Consider the following 17,011-nt stretch of genomic DNA (forward strand, 5'->3'; position numbering starts at 1 on the left):
GACGCCGCTCGGCGATGACCTGCCGTCAGGCATAAGGCGTACGGCATACGGTCAGCGCTGAGCGGAGCCCTCGGTGGGCGCGGCCCGTGTCAGGCGTTCGGCCCATGCCCGGTGGTGGCTCAGGGGCCGCCGTGCCCCACTGGAAGGGCTCGCCCCCGCTTGTTGGACGGCCCGCGGTCACCTGGCCCCCGTGCATCCCCGTCTTTTCGGGGAACACGTGGACCGCCAGGAGCCCCACGCCCCAGGAGTACATGTGACCAGCACCGCACAGCCACCGCCTTCGGGGGCCCGTGACGCGCACCCCGAGCACCTCGGCCACGTCATCTTCATCACGGCCTCAGCCGCCATGGGCGGATTCCTCTTCGGCTACGACAGCTCGGTCATCAATGGCGCCGTCGAAGCGATCCGCGATCGCTACGAGATCGGTTCGGGCGCGTTGGCCCAGGTCATCGCCATCGCCCTGATCGGCTGTGCGATCGGTGCCGCCACCGCCGGCCGGATCGCCGACCGCATCGGCCGCATCCTGTGCATGCGGATCGCGGCCGTCCTGTTCACCGTCAGTGCCATCGGCTCGGCCCTGCCCTTCGCCCTCTGGGACCTGGCGATGTGGCGCATCATCGGTGGATTCGCGATCGGCATGGCATCGGTCATCGGCCCGGCGTACATCGCGGAGGTCTCGCCCCCCGCCTACCGCGGTCGGCTCGCCTCCTTCCAGCAGGCCGCCATCGTCATCGGCATCGCGGTCTCGCAGTTGGTCAACTTCGGCATCCTCCAGATCGCCGACGGTGACCAGCGCGGTGAGATCGGCGGTCTCGAAGCCTGGCAGTGGATGCTCGGTGTGATGGTCGTCCCGGCCGTGCTGTACGGGCTGTTGTCCTTCGCGATCCCCGAGTCCCCGCGCTATCTGATCTCCGTGGGGAAGGTCGACCGGGCCAAGCGCGTGCTGGCCGAAGTCGAGGGCGAGCACATCGACCTCGATGCCCGGGTCACCGAGATCGACCTGGCGATGAAGCGCGAACACAAGTCCACCTTCAAGGACCTGCTCGGCTCCCGTTTCGGTTTCCTGCCGATCGTCTGGGTCGGCATCGGACTGTCCGTCTTCCAACAACTCGTTGGCATCAACGTCGCGTTCTACTACTCGTCCACGCTCTGGCAGTCCGTCGGCATCGACCCGACGAGTTCCTTCTTCTACTCGTTCACCACGTCGATCGTGAACATCATCGGCACTGTGATCGCGATGCTGTTCGTGGACCGGATCGGGCGCAGGCCACTGGCCCTCATCGGTTCCGCCGGCATGGCGGTCGCCCTCGCCTTCGAAGCCTGGGCGTTCTCAGCGGACCTCGTGGACGGCAAGCTCCCCTCTACCGAGGGCACGGTCGCGCTCGTCGCCGCCCATGTCTTCGTCCTCTTCTTCGCGCTCTCCTGGGGCGTGGTGGTCTGGGTCTTCCTGGGCGAGATGTTCCCCAACCGCATTCGCGCCGCCGCCCTCGGCGTCGCCGCTTCCGCCCAGTGGATCGCCAACTGGGCGATCACCGCGAGCTTCCCGAGCCTGTCGGACTGGAACCTCTCCGCCACGTACGTCATCTACGCGTCCTTCGCCGTCCTCTCGATCCCCTTCGTGCTGCTGTTCGTCAAGGAGACCAAGGGCAAGGCGTTGGAGGAGATGGGCTGAGGCTCCTTCCCGCGGCTTCCCACTGAGTTGCTCAGGGAATGCGGGGTGCCCGCTGCCAGCCGTAGCTGGAGCGGGCACCCCGCACCCCGAGAATCACCGGCGGGGTGTCAGAACTCGTCCGTGGTGTGGGGGAGCAGTTCCGTACGGGCCGCCGCGTCCCAGGCGCGCGCCGCGCCCACGGTGTGTTCGCGCACCAGACCCGCCCGGACCAGTTCGCCCGCGCTCTGGTCGCCCAGATAGCACGCGGCCAGTTCCCGTACGTCGAACGTGAGGTCCGCGGGGGCATCGGTGGGGGAGACCTCCGCCCGACCCCCGGCCCCGACCGTGACCCGGTATCGCCCCGCGTTGTCCGGCAACCCGTCGTCCGTCACTTCCAGCACCAGATCCACCGGAGCGGACCAGGTCCGTCCCTGGAGGGCCGCCGCCACGTCCACGAGCCTCAGCCACAGCGCCGGAAACTCCTGGGTCACCCGCGCCCGGTCGCGGTCGGCGGCGAAACGCAGCAGTGGATCGTCCAGCGGACGCCCCCATGCACGGACCTTGTCCGCCAGGTCGATCGAGGCGACGTACTGCCAGAGCGCGGCGGCGACGGCCGGCGAATCGGCCTCTAGCTCCCGCAGATGTACGGTGCCCCGGCCCTCGTCATCGGTGAGGGTGCGGTAGATGACGTAACCCGCGGGCGGCTGTCCAGGGTCCCCGATGGTGACCACACGGGGCGGACTGAAGTCGTCGTTCTCTTCATCTTCCTCGGGCAGGATGTGGGTACGCCACCAGAAGTCGTCCCTGGCCACCCGGCCCGCCCGCTCGGTGCGGGCCGCGGAGTGCCGAGCGCCGATCACGCTCGGCGCGTCCTGTGGGGAAACCAACCGCAGGGGCCTGCCGTCGGCAGTGATCCGCAGCTCCAGGGGAGTGTCCGCATCGATCTCCACGGTGTACGAACGGGTCGCCGGCTCAAATCCGAAGCGGCCGTAAATGCCCGTCTCCGACACCCACAGGGCAGCCAGCGGTTGGCCGTCGGCGGCACAGCGGCGCCATAGCTCGGCGAGCATGCCGCTGAGCACACCACGACGGCGGTGCGTCGGCGCCACCGAGACGAAGGTCACCCCCGCGCAGGGCAGCTCAGAGCCCGGCACCGAGAGGTTCAGCCGGTGGGCGGCGAGCAGGCCGACGAGCTCACCCCCCTCGTACGCCCCGATGCGGTCGCAGCGCTCCAGGATCTCCCGGTGCAGCTTGCGCACCTCGTCCTCGCAGTTCTTCCCCAGGAACACGAGGTAGTGGAGATCCAGGGCGCGATCGAGGTGCGCCTCCGGGATGGTCCGATACTCCAAGTCGGTCATGGACGGACGCTAGCCCGCGCCGGGCGGACAGTCATCCGGGTTTTTCGCGACCTGCCGGTGCCGGTGCGGTTCCGGTGCCGGGACCGCCGGGGGGACAGCCCCGACACGGGCCAAGGCGCGCTGTGGCGGCGTGGGCGACGGCCTTCCATGGGGCGTGACCGATACTGGGGACGTTATGGAAATCGTCATCCTTGCTGTAGTCATCGCCCTGGTCGCCGTCGGTGCGATCAGCGGGCTCGTGATCGGCAGCCGCAAGAAGAAGCAGCTGCCGCCATCGGCCCCGCCGTCCGCGCCGACCATCACCGCTCCGCCCGCCGAGCCGCACGTCGGCGACGAGGCGGAGACACCGCGGGAAGAACCGCGCCGCACGATCGAAGAGGTCGACCTCCCGGCAGCCGACGAGGCCACCGCCTCCCCGGTCGCTGTCGAGGACCCGGTGGTCGCGGCCCCCGAGATCGAGGTCCCGGCCCCCACCGCCGGCCGACTGATCCGACTGCGTTCCCGACTGGCCCGCTCGCAGAACTCCCTGGGCAAGGGCCTGCTCACCCTGTTGTCCCGCGAGCACCTCGACGAGGACACCTGGGAGGAGATCGAGGAGACCCTCCTGATCGCCGACGTCGGTGTCGCACCGACGCAGGAGCTGGTGGGACGGCTGCGCGAGCGGGTGAGGGTGCTGGGCACCCGTACCCCCGAGCAGCTGCGCGCCCTGCTGCGGGAGGAGCTGCTCACCCTCGTCGGCACCGACTTCGACCGTCAGGTCAAGACCGAGAGCGGTCTGGACACGCCCGGTGTCGTCATGGTCGTCGGGGTCAACGGCACCGGAAAGACCACCACCACCGGAAAGCTCGCTCGCGTGCTCGTCGCGGACGGCCGTTCGGTCGTCCTCGGGGCGGCGGACACCTTCCGCGCCGCGGCGGCCGACCAGCTCCAGACCTGGGGCGATCGCGTCGGAGCGCGGACCGTCCGCGGTCCCGAGGGCGGCGACCCGGCGTCGATCGCCTTCGACGCGGTCAAGGAGGGCATCGCCGAGGGCGCCGATGTGGTGCTGATCGACACGGCGGGCCGCCTCCACACCAAGACCGGCCTGATGGACGAGCTGGGCAAGGTCAAGCGCGTCGTCGAGAAGCACGGCCCGCTGGACGAGGTACTGCTGGTGCTCGATGCCACCACCGGGCAGAACGGCCTGGTGCAGGCGCGGGTCTTCGCGGAGGTCGTCGACATCACCGGCATCGTGCTGACCAAGCTGGACGGCACCGCCAAGGGCGGCATCGTCGTGGCGGTCCAGCGGGAGCTGGGCGTACCGGTCAAGCTGGTCGGTCTCGGCGAGGGAGCGGACGACCTCGCCCCCTTCGAGCCGGAGGCGTTCGTCGACGCGTTGATCGGCGACTGATCCGGCCTCGCCGCTTTGAGCGGCCGGCCGGGCCAAGTGGCCCGCGGGCTCGTCGCGAACGACGGGAGAGTGCCCGGCGCATGCTCAGCGCATGCGACCGGGCACTCCTGTGTCTCGGCCGGTACGGAACACGCCCCCGATGGACGATCGGGCGCAGGACCCCGCCACACATGAGCTGTGCCCGGTGACCCCGATGGGATCCACGGCGGCGGGCTCGCCGGTGCCCGGGACAACGCGCCTAGATCGTCGAGCGATGGCAGATGTACGCCAGGGTGCCCAGGAGCAGTCGTGCCTCGGGGGGTGCCGTGGAGGTCGAGAGGGCGCCCGTGCCCTCCTCGCCGTCCGTGTCGTCGCTCTGGTACGCCATGTCGAGGGTCGGTGGCCGAAGCCAGCTCACCTGCCCGAGGCCGCCGCGATCGGATGGGGGAGCGGTGATGTGGTCGCCCGGCCCCAGACAGTGCAGATCCAGATCTGCATCGTCCCAGCCCATCCGGTACAGCAGTTCGGGGAGGTCGCCCGCAGCGCCCGGCGCCACGAAGAACTGGCACCGTCCGTCGGGGGTCATCGAGACCGGACCGAGCGGCAGCCCCATGCGTTCGAGTCGCACCAGCGCTCGGCGGCCCGCGGAAGCGGCGACATCGAGGATGTCGAAGGTCCGACCGACGGGGAGGAGCAGGGTGGCGCCGGGCACCTTGGACCAGGCCCGGGACACCTCGTCGAGCGTCGCGCCCGCGGGGATCTCCGCGGCGTGGGGGAGCGGGTGCGCCCCCGGAGCGATGCAGTCCGAGGCGCCGCAGGAGCAGACGCCGTCGGTCGCCCGGGCCCCGGGGACCACGGTCCAGCCCCACAGCCCTGTGTACTCAGCCACCACGGTGCACTCTGCGGTGCGGCCACGGCGTCGTGAGCCGGACCGGATGTCTCGGATCCCGCGGCTACTGCCGATCGTGAAGCCCATGCCCCCTCCAACGGGTCGTGCTCGCCGGTGGTTACGACCCGAAGTCTCCCCGTAACACAGCGTCGCCATCAGTGATGTTCGGGTGGCTTGTGGTGGCGCGAGGGGGAGTGCGCATGGTGCTGCACGCCTGCCCGGACACCGCTCCGCCGCCTCCTGGTCCTTGTCTGTCAAGTGAATCGCGCCCAACGGGGCGGCAGTTCATTCAAAGGGGTGGCGAATGGTGGCGTTTGTGGAATCGCGCTCGCGTGAGGGGTGATCGTAGGATTACTTTGAGTGTGCTGACCCTGGAGTTGTGCGGACCCATGGGCATGTCGCGACCCGTCCCGGGGGATTCGTTTCCTTGTTCGGCGGGTGCCTCCTCCATGCAAACCGCCCCAACCCACGGCATTCTGGTAGGGGTTGGAGCTTCGGGGCATGACGGATGGGGGCGTTCCAGTGGACGGCAGCGGCGCCGGGGCAAGTTCCGGCAAGCGCCCGAACGAGCGGCTGAGCTCATGGTTCGTGCGCAGCGGTTGGTCCAAGGGGGAGCTGGCGCGTCAGGTGAACCGACGCGCCCGTCAGCTCGGCGCACTGCACATCAGCACCGACACCTCGCGCGTCAGGCGCTGGCTCGACGGAGAACAGCCCCGCGAGCCCATCCCGCGCATCCTCTCCGAGCTCTTCTCGGAGCGCTTTGGCAGCGTTGTCGGGATCGAGGACCTCGGGCTGCGCTCGGCCCACCAGTCCCCCTCCGTCTCCGGGGTCGACCTGCCGTGGGCGGGGCCGCAGACGGTCGCCCTCCTCAGCGAGTTCTCCCGCAGCGATCTGATGCTCGCCCGCCGCGGCTTCCTCGGCAGCTCCCTCGCACTGGCCGCCGGCCCCTCCCTCGTGGAACCGATGCAGCGCTGGCTCGTTCCGGCCCCCGGCTCCGAGCCGCCCAAGCCGCCCGCGGCCACCACCGGCGCCAAGACCTCTCGCCTCTCCGGCCCCGAGCTCGATTTACTTGAGGCCACCACGGCAATGTTCCGTCAGTGGGACGCCCAGTGCGGCGGTGGGCTGCGGCGCAAGGCAGTCGTCGGCCAACTCCACGAGGTCACCGACCTGCTCCAGGAGTCGCACCCCGAAGCCACCGCGCGACGGCTGTTCACCTGCGCCGCCGAACTGGCCGAGCTCGCCGGCTGGATGAGCTACGACGTCGGTCTCCAGCCCACCGCACAGAAGTACTTCGTTCTCGCCCTGCACGCGGCGAAGGAAGCGGGCGACAAGCCCCTCGGCTCCTACATCCTGTCCTCGATGAGCCGGCAGATGATCCACCTCGGGCGTCCCGACGACGCCCTGGAGCTGATTCACCTCGCCCAGTACGGCAGCCGGGACTGCGCCACCCCCCGGACCCAGTCGATGCTGTACGCCATGGAGGCCCGCGCCTACGCCAACATGGGCCAGCCCAGCAAGTGCAAGCGGGCCGTCCGCATGGCCGAGGACACCTTCGCCGACATCGAGTTCGACCATGAACCGGAACCCGACTGGATCCAGTTCTTCTCCGAAGCCGAACTCAACGGCGAGAACGCCCATTCCTACCGCGATCTGGCATACGTGGCAGGGCGCAGCCCCACCTATGCCTCACTCGCCGAACCGATCATGGCCCGCGCCGTGGAACTCTTCCGTGACGACACCGTCCACCAGCGCTCCTACGCCCTCAATCTGATCGGCATGGCCACCGTCCATCTGCTGAAGCGGGAGCCGGAGCAGGCCACCGGCCTCGCCTCCCAGGCGCTCACCGTCGCCAAGCGGGTCCGCTCGGAGCGGGTCAACACCCGACTGCGCAAGACCGTCGACACCGCGGCCCGGGACTTCGGCCATGTCGCCGAGGTGGTCCACTTCACCGATCTCCTCACCGCGCAGCTCCCCGAGACGGCGGAGGCGGTCTGACCCGCGCCCCGGGTTCCGACCCTCCCGCGCGCCCTCACACCCCGGTCGCGACGGCCGCCCCGACAACTCCGACTCGGCTCCCCCGTGCCTGGTCGATCGGGCGGCGTCGCGACCGGTTCCTCGTCCCGGGCACGACAGGGGCGTTCACCGTGGCGTAACACACCCCATCTCATCGTCACCGCGGCGAAACATCGGGTGGCATCGGTGGAAACCGCACCCGACCACTGTCTGGCGCATAACCACCGGCCCGCCGCCGAACCGTTCCGGCGCTGCCCGCACGCCGCACGAGGCCGCACGACGACGAGGAGACGCCGATGCCCCCTGGCATCTCGACGCTTGCCGCAGAAACACCGGCACTCTCAGCCGCCAACACCGGCTTCCTGCTGATCTGCTCCGCCCTGGTCATGCTGATGACCCCCGGCCTCGCCTTCTTCTACGGAGGCATGGTCCGCGTCAAATCCACCCTCAACATGCTGATGATGAGCTTCATCAGCCTCGGCATCGTCACCATCCTGTGGGTGCTCTACGGCTTTAGCCTCGCCTTCGGCGCCGATACCGGCTCGTTGATCGGATGGTCGTCCGAGTACGTCGGGCTCAGCGGCATCGGCCTCACCGAGCTCTGGGACGGCTACACGATCCCCGTCTACGTCTTTGCCGTCTTCCAGCTCATGTTCGCCGTCATCACCCCCGCCCTGATCAGCGGTGCGCTCGCGGACCGGGTCAAGTTCAGCGCCTGGGCCCTGTTTATCGCCCTGTGGGCCACCGTCGTCTACTTCCCCGTCGCCCACTGGGTGTGGGGCTCCGGCGGCTGGCTCTTCGAGATGGGGGTCATCGACTTCGCGGGCGGTACTGCCGTCCACATCAACGCCGGAGCCGCGGCCCTCGGCGTGATCCTCGTCATCGGAAAGCGCATCGGCTTCAAGAAGGACCCGATGCGTCCGCACAGCCTGCCCCTCGTGATGCTGGGCGCGGCCCTCCTGTGGTTCGGCTGGTTCGGCTTCAACGCCGGCTCGTGGCTGGGCAACGACGACGGCGTCGGCGCGGTGATGTTCGTCAACACCCAGGTCGCCACGGCCGCCGCCATGCTCGCCTGGTTGGCGTACGAGAAGATCCGGCACGGCGCCTGCACCACGCTCGGCGCGGCCTCCGGAGCGGTCGCCGGACTCGTCGCGATCACCCCCGCCGGCGGCTCGTGCTCCCCGCTGGGCGCCATCGCCATCGGTGCCATCGCGGGAGTCCTGTGCGCCATGGCCGTCGGACTCAAGTTCAAGCTCGGCTACGACGACTCGCTCGACGTCATCGGCGTCCACCTCGTCGGCGGTGTCGTCGGCTCCCTCCTCGTGGGCTTCTTCGCCACCGGAGGCGTCCAGTCCGACGTCAAGGGCCTCTTCTACGGCGGCGGACTGGAGCAATTGGGCAAGCAGGCCATCGGCGTCTTCTCCGTACTGGCCTACTCTCTGGTCGTCTCCGCCCTGCTCGCCTTCCTCCTCGACCGGACGATGGGCATGCGGGTCGACGAGGACACCGAGATCTCCGGAATCGACCAGGTCGAGCACGCCGAATCCGCGTACGACTTCAGCGGCGCCGGTGGCGGCACGGCTTCCCGCAAGCCCCTGGCCGTGCCCACCGAGGTCATCACCGCGACCCAGAACAAGAAGGTGGACGCATGAAGCTCATCACGGCGGTCGTGAAGCCACACCGGCTCGACGAGATCAAGGAGGCGCTCTCCGCCTTCGGGGTCCAGGGGCTCACCGTCACCGAAGCCAGTGGATACGGCCGCCAGCGGGGACACACCGAGGTCTACCGGGGGGCCGAGTACACCGTCGACCTGGTGCCCAAGATCCGTATCGAGGTCTTGGCCGAGGACGACGACGCCGAACAGCTCATCGACGTCATCGTCAAGGCGGCCCGCACCAACAAGATCGGCGACGGAAAGGTGTGGAGCGTCCCGGTCGAGACCGCGGTCAGGGTGCGCACCGGCGAACGCGGCCCGGACGCACTCTAAGGACTGCCCCGTGATCCACCGCGGATCAACGGGACAGCCCTGAGTCAGAACAGCGAGAAAGGCCGAACGGGTGTCGAGCACGGTAGTGAGCACCGAAGCGGAAGACTCGGGACCCCGTGGCTACGCGGCGGCCCGGCTGCACCTCCTCAACGACGGGGAGCAGACCGGGCCGGCGCGCCGCGCCGCCCTCGCCGCACTCACCGACCAGTGGCTCGCCGCGCTCTTCCGCTCCGCCTGCCGCGCCACCGGTATCCACACCGCCGCACTCGTGGCCACCGGTGGCTACGGCCGCGGCGAACTCTCCCCCCGCAGCGACCTCGACCTGCTGCTCCTCCACGACGGCAGCGCGGACCGCGGCGCACTCGCCGCCCTCGCGGACCGCCTCTGGTACCCCGTCTGGGACCTCGGGCTCGCCCTCGACCACTCCGTCCGCACCCCCGGCCAGGCGCTCAAGACGGCGGCCGACGACCTCAAGGTCCAACTTGGCCTCCTGGACGCCCGGGCGGTCGCGGGAGAACTCGGACTGGTCGCCGCCCTGCGCACAGCCGTCCTCGCCGACTGGCGCAACCGGGCTCCGAGCCGGCTGCCGGCGCTCCATGAACTCGGCCGTGAACGTGCCGAGCGCCAGGGCGAACTGCGCTACCTCCTCGAACCCGACCTCAAGGAGGCCCGCGGCGGGCTGCGCGACTCCACCGCCCTGCGCGCCGTCGCCGCCTCCTGGATCGCCGACGCACCCCGTCGGCAGGGCCTCGACCGGGCCCGCCGCACCCTCCTCGACACCCGCGACGCCCTCCATCTGACCACCGGACGCGCCACCGACCGGCTCGCGCTCCAGGAACAGGACCAGGTCGCCGCCGCACTCGGCCTCCTGGACGCGGACACGCTGCTGCGCCAGGTGTACGAAGCCGCCCAGACCATGTCGTACGCCAGTGACGTCACCTGGCGCGAGGTGCACCGGGTACTGGGGGCCAGGAGCACCCGCCCCCGGCTGCGGCCCCGACGACGCACCGAACCGGAGCGGACCTCGCTGGCCGAAGGGGTCGTCGAACAGGACGGGGAAGCCGTCCTCGCGCGAACCGTCCGGCCCGATCGTGACCCCGTACTGCCCCTGCGTGCCGCAGCCGCCGCCGCCCAGGCCGGTCTGCCGCTCTCCCCGCACGCGGCCCGCCGCCTCGCCGCCGAGTGCCCGCCGCTCCCGCTGCCCTGGCCCGCCCAGGCGCGGGAGGAGTTCATCACCCTGCTGGGCGCGGGGGAGTCCGCCGTACCGGTCTGGGAGGCGCTGGACGCCGAGGGCCTGATCACCCGGCTCCTGCCCGACTGGGAACGCGTCCGCTGCCGCCCCCAGCGCAACGCCGTCCACACATGGACCGTCGACCGCCATCTCGTGGAGACCGCCGTAAGGGCCTCGGCGCTCGCCCGCAGCGTCGGCCGCCCCGATCTCCTGTTGATCGCCGCGCTCCTCCATGACATCGGCAAGGGCTGGCCGGGCGATCACTCGACGGTCGGCGCCACCATCGCCCGGGACATGGCCCTCCGGATCGGTTTCGACCGGGCAGACGCCGAGATCGTCGCCACGCTCGTCCGACACCATCTCCTGCTCGTACAGACCGCCACACGACGCGATCTGGCGGACCCGGCGACCGTGCGCTCGGTGGCCGGGGCCGTCGGCTCCACCACCGTCCTGGAACTGCTCCACGCCCTCACCGAGGCCGATGCGCTGGCCACCGGACCCGCGGCCTGGTCCGGCTGGCGCGGCCTCCTGGTCGCCGACCTCGCCGCCCGGGTGGCGGAGGCGCTCGTCGGCACGGGCGGGGGCGAGCGCCCGGCACCCACCGCACTCACGGCCGACCATGAACGCCTCGCCGTCGAGGCACTGCGCACCGGTGGCCCCGTCCTCTCCCTGACGGCCCAGGCCGAAGCCGGCTCGGTGACCTCGCCCGAAAACGAACCGGAACCCGTCGGCGCGCAGTTGTCGATCGCGCTGCCCGACCGGCCGGGAATCCTGCCAGCGGTCGCCGGGCTGCTGGCCCTGCACCGGCTCACGGTCCGATCCGCAGAACTGAGGACGGTGGGGCCGCTGCCCGGTGGAGGCGACCAGAGCGCGCTCGTCCTGGCCTGGCGGGTCGCGGCGGCGTACGGCTCGCTGCCCCAAGCGGCCAGGCTGCGCAGCGATCTCGTACGGGTCCTTCAGAGGCAGCTCGACATCGCTGCCAGGCTGGCCGAACGCGAGGCCGCCTATCCGAGCAGACGAGGAGCGGGGGCGCCGCCCCCGCGGGTGAGGGTCGTCCCCGCCGCGTCCCACCACGCCACGGTGATCGAGGTCCGGGCCCAGGACGCCCCCGGGCTGCTCCATCGCATCGGACTCGCGTTCGACGAAGGGGGCGAGGGAGGCGTACGGGTACGCAGTGCCCATGTGTCCACCCTGGGCGCGAACGCCGTGGACGCCTTCTACGTCACCGATCTGACCGGCCGCCCGCTGGCGGCGTCCGCAGCCGCCGAACTCGCGCGCTCCATCGAGCGACAACTCGGCTGAGACCGGCCAGCCCCCGAGCCCGGACCGGGGTGCCCGGGCCCCTCCGGACAGCGGTGCGAGCCGGCGCTGGCGACGGCGCGGGCGCACATCCGGCCGGGCCGGATAGTCTGGAGGGCGATTCCCACTGCCCCCGACTCTGAGGACCGACGAGCGCCGTGTTCGACACTCTTTCCGACCGCTTGGCGAATACCTTCAAAACCCTGAGGGGCAAGGGTCGCCTCAGCGAGGCGGACATCGACGGCGCGGCCCGGGAAATCCGTATCGCCCTGCTCGAAGCGGATGTCGCCCTCCCCGTCGTACGGGCCTTCATCGCGAGCGTCAAAGAGCGAGCCCGGGGCGCCGACGTCTCCAAGGCGCTCAACCCGAGCCAGCAGTTCATCAAGATCGTCAACCAGGAACTGGTCTCCATCCTGGGTGGCGAGACCCGTCGGCTGCGCTTCGCCAAGACCGCGCCGACGGTCATCATGCTCGCCGGTCTCCAGGGTGCGGGTAAGACCACCCTCGCCGGCAAGCTCGGCCGCTGGCTCAAGGAGCAGGGCCACTCCCCGCTGCTGGTCGCCTGTGACCTCCAGCGTCCGAACGCCGTCAACCAGCTCTCGGTCGTCGCCGAGCGCGCCGGTGTCGCCGTGTACGCGCCCGAGCCGGGCAACGGTGTCGGCGACCCGGTCCAGGTCGCCAAGGACTCCCTGGAGCACGCCCGGGCCAAGCAGTACGACGTGGTCGTCGTCGACACCGCCGGCCGGCTCGGCATCGACCAGGAGCTGATGCAGCAGGCCGCGGACATCCGCGACGCCGTCAGCCCCGACGAGATCCTCTTCGTCGTCGACGCGATGATCGGCCAGGACGCGGTCAACACCGCCGAGGCGTTCCGCGACGGCGTCGGCTTCGACGGCGTCGTCCTCTCCAAGCTCGACGGCGACGCCCGCGGTGGTGCGGCGCTCTCCATCGCGCACGTCACCGGTCGCCAGATCATGTTCGCCTCCAATGGCGAGAAGCTGGACGAATTCGACGCGTTCCACCCCGACCGGATGGCGTCCCGCATCCTCGGCATGGGTGACGTACTGAGCCTGATCGAGCAGGCCGAGAAGACCTTCAGCCAGGAAGAGGCCGCCAAGATGGCCTCCAAACTGGCGAGCAGCAAGGGCAAGGACTTCACGCTCGACGACTTCCTGGCGCAGATGGAGCAGGTCAGGAAGATGGGCAGCATCAGCAAGCTGCTCGGGATGCTGCCCGGCATGGCTCAGATGAAGGACCAGATCAACAACATCGACGAGCGCGATGTCGACCGTACGGCCGCCATCATCAAGTCGATGACCCCGGGCGAGCGCCACGACCCGACCATCATCAACGGCTCGCGCCGGGCCCGGATCGCCAAGGGTTCGGGTGTCGAGGTCAGCGCGGTGAAGTCCCTCGTCGAGCGGTTCTTCGAGGCCCGCAAGATGATGTCGAGGATGGCCCAGGGCGGCGGGATGCCCGGGATGCCGGGCATCCCCGGCATGGGCGGCGGTGCGGGGCGTCAGCGCAAGCAGCAGAAGCAGGCCAAGGGCAAGCGCCGCAGCGGCAACCCGATGAAGCGCAAGGCCGACGAAGAGGCCGCAGCCGAGAAGCGGGAGCAGGCCGCACAGGGCGGCGCCTTCGGCCTTCCGGCCGAGGAGGACAAGAACTTCGAACTGCCGGACGAGTTCAAGAAGTTCATGGGCTGACCCGGTTCGACGCACCGGTCGACGGCTGACGACTGCGGCACCCGACTCCCTGCGAGCGGGTGCCGCAGTCGTCTGTGCGCCCCCTGTTCCACGCTGGTGGAGCCAGTCGCGGCGTCCACCGTTGAGCCCCACCGATGAGCGGCCCGCGTCGCCGTACGATGAGCGCCATGGCCAAGGCACCCGTACTCACCCCGCAGTCGGACGACTTTCCCCGCTGGTACCAAGACCTCATCACCAAGGCCGAATTGGCGGACAACGGGCCGGTGCGCGGCACCATGGTCATCCGGCCGTACGGGTATGCCCTGTGGGAGCGGATGCAGCAGGAACTGGACGCCCGGATCAAGGCCGCCGGCGCCCAGAACGCCTACTTCCCCCTCTTCATCCCGCAGTCCTATCTGACCCGGGAAGCCGAGCACGTCGAGGGCTTCGCACCCGAACTGGCGGTCGTCACCCACGGGGGCGGCAAGGAACTCGATGAACCCGTCGTGGTCCGCCCCACCTCCGAGACGATCATCAACGACTACTTCGCCAAGTGGGTGCAGAGCTACCGGGACCTGCCGCTGCTGATCAACCAGTGGGCCAATGTCGTCCGCTGGGAGATGCGTCCGCGTGTCTTCCTCCGTACGACCGAGTTCCTCTGGCAGGAGGGCCACACTGCGCACGCCACGCAGGAGGAGGCGCGCGACTACGCCGCCCATATCCACCGCGACGTGTACGCGGACTTCATGGTGAACGTCCTCGGCATCGATGTGCTCCTCGGTCGCAAGACCCCCAGGGAGCGGTTCGCCGGAGCCATCAACACCCTCACCCTCGAAGGGATGATGGGCGACGGCAAGGCGCTCCAGATGGGCACGAGCCATGAACTCGGCACCAACTTCGCCCGCGCCTTCCACACCCGGTACCTCTCGAAGGAGGGCCAGCAGGAGTTCGTCTGGCAGACCTCGTGGGGCGCTTCCACCCGGATGATCGGCGGATTGATCATGTCCCACGGCGACGACGACGGATTGCGCGTACCGCCCCGGCTCGCGGCCGTGCAGGTCGTCGTCATGGCCATCAAGGGCGATGAGTCCGTCGCGGCGGTCCACGAGATCGGTGATCGACTCCGGGCGGCCGGTGTGCGCGTCCAGGTCGACGACCGGATCGACACCCCCTTCGGCCGGCGTGCGGTGGACTGGGAACTGAAGGGCGTACCCGTACGGGTCGAAGTGGGGCCGCGCGACCTGGCAGCCGGGACCGCGATGCTCGTTCGCCGCATTTCCGGCGGTAAGGAGCCGGTGCACATCGACACCCTGACGGCGCGCGTTCCCGCACTGCTCGATGAGGACCAGGGCGTACTGCTGCGGCAGTCGCGGGAGCGGAGGGAGTCCCGTACCAGTGACGTCACCGCGATCGAGGATGCGGCGCAGGCGGCCCTGGCCGGCGGTTGGGCGCGGATTCCCTGGTCGGTACTGGGGCGGGACGGCGAGGCTGCCCTCGCCGAGCGGGGTGTGTCGGTGCGCTGTCTGATCACGGAGGATGGCTCGGTGCCTGCCGAGGACGATGCCCCCGGCACCCTCGCCGTCGTGGGCCGGGCGTACTGATCGACCGTGTGCCCGGCTGGTTCCCGACCTCATGGGGACGGTGCGGCTCCTCGGGGCTTCGGCGGGAGCTTCGGCCTGGGGGCACGGCGGGGAACTGCCGGGCACACCGCTCACAGAGCCCGGCGGTGGTCACCGTTGTCTTTCGGGCCGGTTGAAAACCACCCCACCGGGATGCCCGTGCGCGGAAGATGTTCCTGTGCATCCCGGCGAATGCCCAAAATTCGTATGCCAGGGCCGGCACATCGACGGAGGCGCTACATGCCACCTTGGGGCGAGCTGTGCCGCTTCTCCGTAGATTCTGCGCACCCGCCCCGTCAGGACGCATCATCTCCAACTGACTGGTACGTGCAAAATATTTGAGATGCCCCGTAATGGAACCCGGGGGCCGTCAGGCTCGTTATCACGACGTGAGCACGACACCACCTGTTCTCGCCGCAGAGCTGGCACAGGCATGGGCCGATATTCAGCGGCACCACCCTGAGCTGCCAGATCTTGCCGCGCCAGAGTCCCTGATCGGAGAGTCCTCGTCCGCTTGCGGCGCTGAACTCTCCTTCGAGCGACTGCTTCATGAAGCAGTCCACGGCATTGCCGCTGCGCGAGGCGTCCGTGACACCTCACGCGCCGGCCGCTATCACAACCGTCGCTTCCTCGCGATCGCCGAGGAGATGGGCCTCGACCACGCCGATGAGCCGCATCCCAGCAGTGGCTTCTCGCTGGTTGTGCTCAACCCCGAGGCCAAGCGCCGCTACCGCCCCACGATGGAGCGACTACAGCGCGCCCTGAAGGCGCACACGGTTGCCACAGCCTCCGACACCAAGCGCTCGTTCCGCGGCCCCGCGGCCCGGCACGGGTCGTCCGGTGGCGGTGTGCGGGTCAAGGCGGTCTGCGACTGCGGTCGCAATGTCCGCGTGGTGCCGTCGGTCCTCGCCCAGGCACCCATCGTGTGCGGAGGTTGCGGCAAGCCCTTCCGTATCCCCGAGCCGGTCGCCGCGGCGAGCTGACCTCGGTCCGGCCGCCCGACGGGGGCGGTGCAGGCCCGGGGGAAGCGCATATGCGACGTGTGGCACAATGAATAGCTGTACTCGACGGCCGACCAGGACCCCTCTCTCCTCCGGCTGACGCGTCCACCGGGCACCCGAGTGCCGCAACCCCACGTGGCATCTTGTTGTGCCCAACCACGTCAAGACCAGGAGACACCACTTCCGTGGCAGTCAAGATCAAGCTGAAGCGTCTGGGCAAGATCCGTTCGCCTCACTACCGCATCGTCGTCGCCGACTCCCGTACCCGCCGTGACGGTCGGGCCATCGAGGAGATCGGCCTGTACCACCCGGTGCAGAACCCCTCCCGTATCGAGGTCAACGCAGAGCGCGCGCAGTACTGGCTCTCCGTCGGCGCGCAGCCGACCGAGCCCGTCCTCGCGATCCTGAAGCTCACCGGTGACTGGCAGGCGCACAAGGGCCTCCCGGCCCCGGCGCCGCTGCTGGTGGCCGAGCCCAAGGCGAACAAGCGTGCCGCGTTCGACGAGTTCGCCAAGGCCCTTGAGGCCGGCGAGCCCAAGGGCGAGGCCATCACGCCGAAGGCGAAGAAGAGCGACAAGAAGGCGGACGAGGCGGCAGACACCTCTGCGTCCGCCGCTGAGTCGACTGAGGCCTGAGCATGCTCGAGGAGGCTCTTGAGCACCTCGTGAAGGGCATCGTCGACAACCCCGACGATGTGCAGGTCGCCTCGCGCAATCTGCGCCGCGGACGGGTGCTTGAGGTCCGGGTTCATCCCGATGATCTCGGAAAGGTGATCGGTCGCAACGGCCGTACCGCCCGTGCCCTCCGTACCGTCGTGGGCGCCATCGGCGGCCGTGGCATCCGTGTCGACCTCGTCGATGTGGACCAGGTCCGCTGATCCAGTGAAACACCGGCTCGGGCCGGGGATGG

At 69.7% G+C, this 17,011-nt stretch carries 13 protein-coding genes; 11 read left to right on the forward strand and 2 right to left on the reverse strand.

Features of this window, described 5'->3' with window-relative positions; translation table 11 throughout:
- Window positions 1–253: 253 nt before the first annotated feature.
- The gene (locus tag OID54_RS27365; RefSeq protein WP_329023720.1) at window positions 254–1,672 is read left to right on the forward strand and encodes a sugar porter family MFS transporter; all 1,419 of its coding nucleotides are present in this window, start codon (window positions 254–256) and stop codon (window positions 1,670–1,672) included.
- 107 nt (window positions 1,673–1,779) lie between these two features.
- Here OID54_RS27365 and OID54_RS27370 read toward each other — a convergent pair whose 3' ends face one another.
- Window positions 1,780–3,009 (reverse strand): GNAT family N-acetyltransferase, encoded by a 1,230-nt coding sequence (locus OID54_RS27370; protein WP_329023722.1) that lies wholly within the window; start codon window positions 3,007–3,009, stop codon window positions 1,780–1,782.
- A 175-nt stretch (window positions 3,010–3,184) separates the two neighbouring features.
- Between OID54_RS27370 and ftsY the strand changes: the two genes are divergently transcribed.
- Window positions 3,185–4,399 carry a signal recognition particle-docking protein FtsY gene (gene ftsY, locus OID54_RS27375; RefSeq protein ID WP_329023724.1) on the forward strand — a complete coding sequence of 405 codons (1,215 nt, stop codon included), beginning with the start codon at window positions 3,185–3,187 and terminating at the stop codon, window positions 4,397–4,399.
- 238 nt (window positions 4,400–4,637) lie between these two features.
- On the opposite strand, the gene OID54_RS27380 is transcribed toward ftsY, so the two are convergent.
- Window positions 4,638–5,354, reverse strand: a complete 717-nt coding sequence (locus OID54_RS27380; RefSeq protein WP_329023726.1) for a bifunctional DNA primase/polymerase — start codon at window positions 5,352–5,354, stop codon at window positions 4,638–4,640.
- 435 nt (window positions 5,355–5,789) lie between these two features.
- On the opposite strand from OID54_RS27380, the gene nsdA reads away from it, so the two are divergent.
- The 9 genes from nsdA (at window position 5,790) to OID54_RS27425 (ending at window position 16,979) form a co-directional block, all read left to right on the forward strand.
- Window positions 5,790–7,262 carry a transcriptional repressor NsdA gene (gene nsdA / locus OID54_RS27385; protein ID WP_329027816.1) on the forward strand — a complete coding sequence of 491 codons (1,473 nt, stop codon included), beginning with the start codon at window positions 5,790–5,792 and terminating at the stop codon, window positions 7,260–7,262.
- Window positions 7,263–7,576: 314 nt separating this feature from the next.
- Entirely contained in the window at window positions 7,577–8,932 is a 1,356-nt protein-coding gene (locus OID54_RS27390; protein WP_329023727.1) for an ammonium transporter, read from the forward strand.
- The gene (locus OID54_RS27395; protein WP_329023729.1) at window positions 8,929–9,267 is read left to right on the forward strand and encodes a P-II family nitrogen regulator; all 339 of its coding nucleotides are present in this window, start codon (window positions 8,929–8,931) and stop codon (window positions 9,265–9,267) included. The genes OID54_RS27390 and OID54_RS27395 overlap by 4 nt, the downstream gene beginning before the upstream one ends.
- A 70-nt stretch (window positions 9,268–9,337) precedes the next feature.
- A complete protein-coding gene (locus OID54_RS27400; protein WP_329023731.1) occupies window positions 9,338–11,800 on the forward strand; it encodes a [protein-PII] uridylyltransferase in 2,463 nt (820 codons plus the stop codon).
- Between the two features lie 155 nt (window positions 11,801–11,955).
- Window positions 11,956–13,503: a signal recognition particle protein gene (gene ffh / locus OID54_RS27405; protein ID WP_329023733.1), complete on the forward strand. Its 1,548-nt coding sequence runs from the start codon at window positions 11,956–11,958 to the stop codon at window positions 13,501–13,503.
- A 167-nt stretch (window positions 13,504–13,670) separates the two neighbouring features.
- Window positions 13,671–15,083, forward strand: a complete 1,413-nt coding sequence (gene proS, locus OID54_RS27410) for a proline--tRNA ligase (protein WP_329023734.1) — start codon at window positions 13,671–13,673, stop codon at window positions 15,081–15,083.
- Between the two features lie 407 nt (window positions 15,084–15,490).
- A complete protein-coding gene (locus tag OID54_RS27415) occupies window positions 15,491–16,084 on the forward strand; it encodes a hypothetical protein (protein ID WP_329023736.1) in 594 nt (197 codons plus the stop codon).
- Between the two features lie 203 nt (window positions 16,085–16,287).
- Window positions 16,288–16,737 carry a 30S ribosomal protein S16 gene (gene rpsP, locus OID54_RS27420; protein ID WP_329023738.1) on the forward strand — a complete coding sequence of 150 codons (450 nt, stop codon included), beginning with the start codon at window positions 16,288–16,290 and terminating at the stop codon, window positions 16,735–16,737.
- 2 nt (window positions 16,738–16,739) lie between these two features.
- Window positions 16,740–16,979, forward strand: a complete 240-nt coding sequence (locus OID54_RS27425) for an RNA-binding protein (protein ID WP_005311361.1) — start codon at window positions 16,740–16,742, stop codon at window positions 16,977–16,979.
- Window positions 16,980–17,011 lie beyond the last annotated feature (32 nt).

This window comes from Streptomyces sp. NBC_00690, from assembly GCF_036226685.1.
In the GTDB taxonomy this organism is placed as follows: domain Bacteria; phylum Actinomycetota; class Actinomycetes; order Streptomycetales; family Streptomycetaceae; genus Streptomyces.

Coding starts and splice junctions, on each gene's coding strand:
- proS (WP_329023734.1), top strand. CDS start 13,671: ATGGCCAAGGCACCCGTACTCACCCCGCAGTCGGACGACTTTCCCCGC.
- OID54_RS27390 (WP_329023727.1), top strand. CDS start 7,577: ATGCCCCCTGGCATCTCGACGCTTGCCGCAGAAACACCGGCACTCTCA.
- ftsY (WP_329023724.1), top strand. CDS start 3,185: ATGGAAATCGTCATCCTTGCTGTAGTCATCGCCCTGGTCGCCGTCGGT.
- OID54_RS27425 (WP_005311361.1), top strand. CDS start 16,740: ATGCTCGAGGAGGCTCTTGAGCACCTCGTGAAGGGCATCGTCGACAAC.
- OID54_RS27370 (WP_329023722.1), bottom strand. CDS start 3,009: ATGACCGACTTGGAGTATCGGACCATCCCGGAGGCGCACCTCGATCGC.
- OID54_RS27395 (WP_329023729.1), top strand. CDS start 8,929: ATGAAGCTCATCACGGCGGTCGTGAAGCCACACCGGCTCGACGAGATC.
- OID54_RS27380 (WP_329023726.1), bottom strand. CDS start 5,354: ATGGGCTTCACGATCGGCAGTAGCCGCGGGATCCGAGACATCCGGTCC.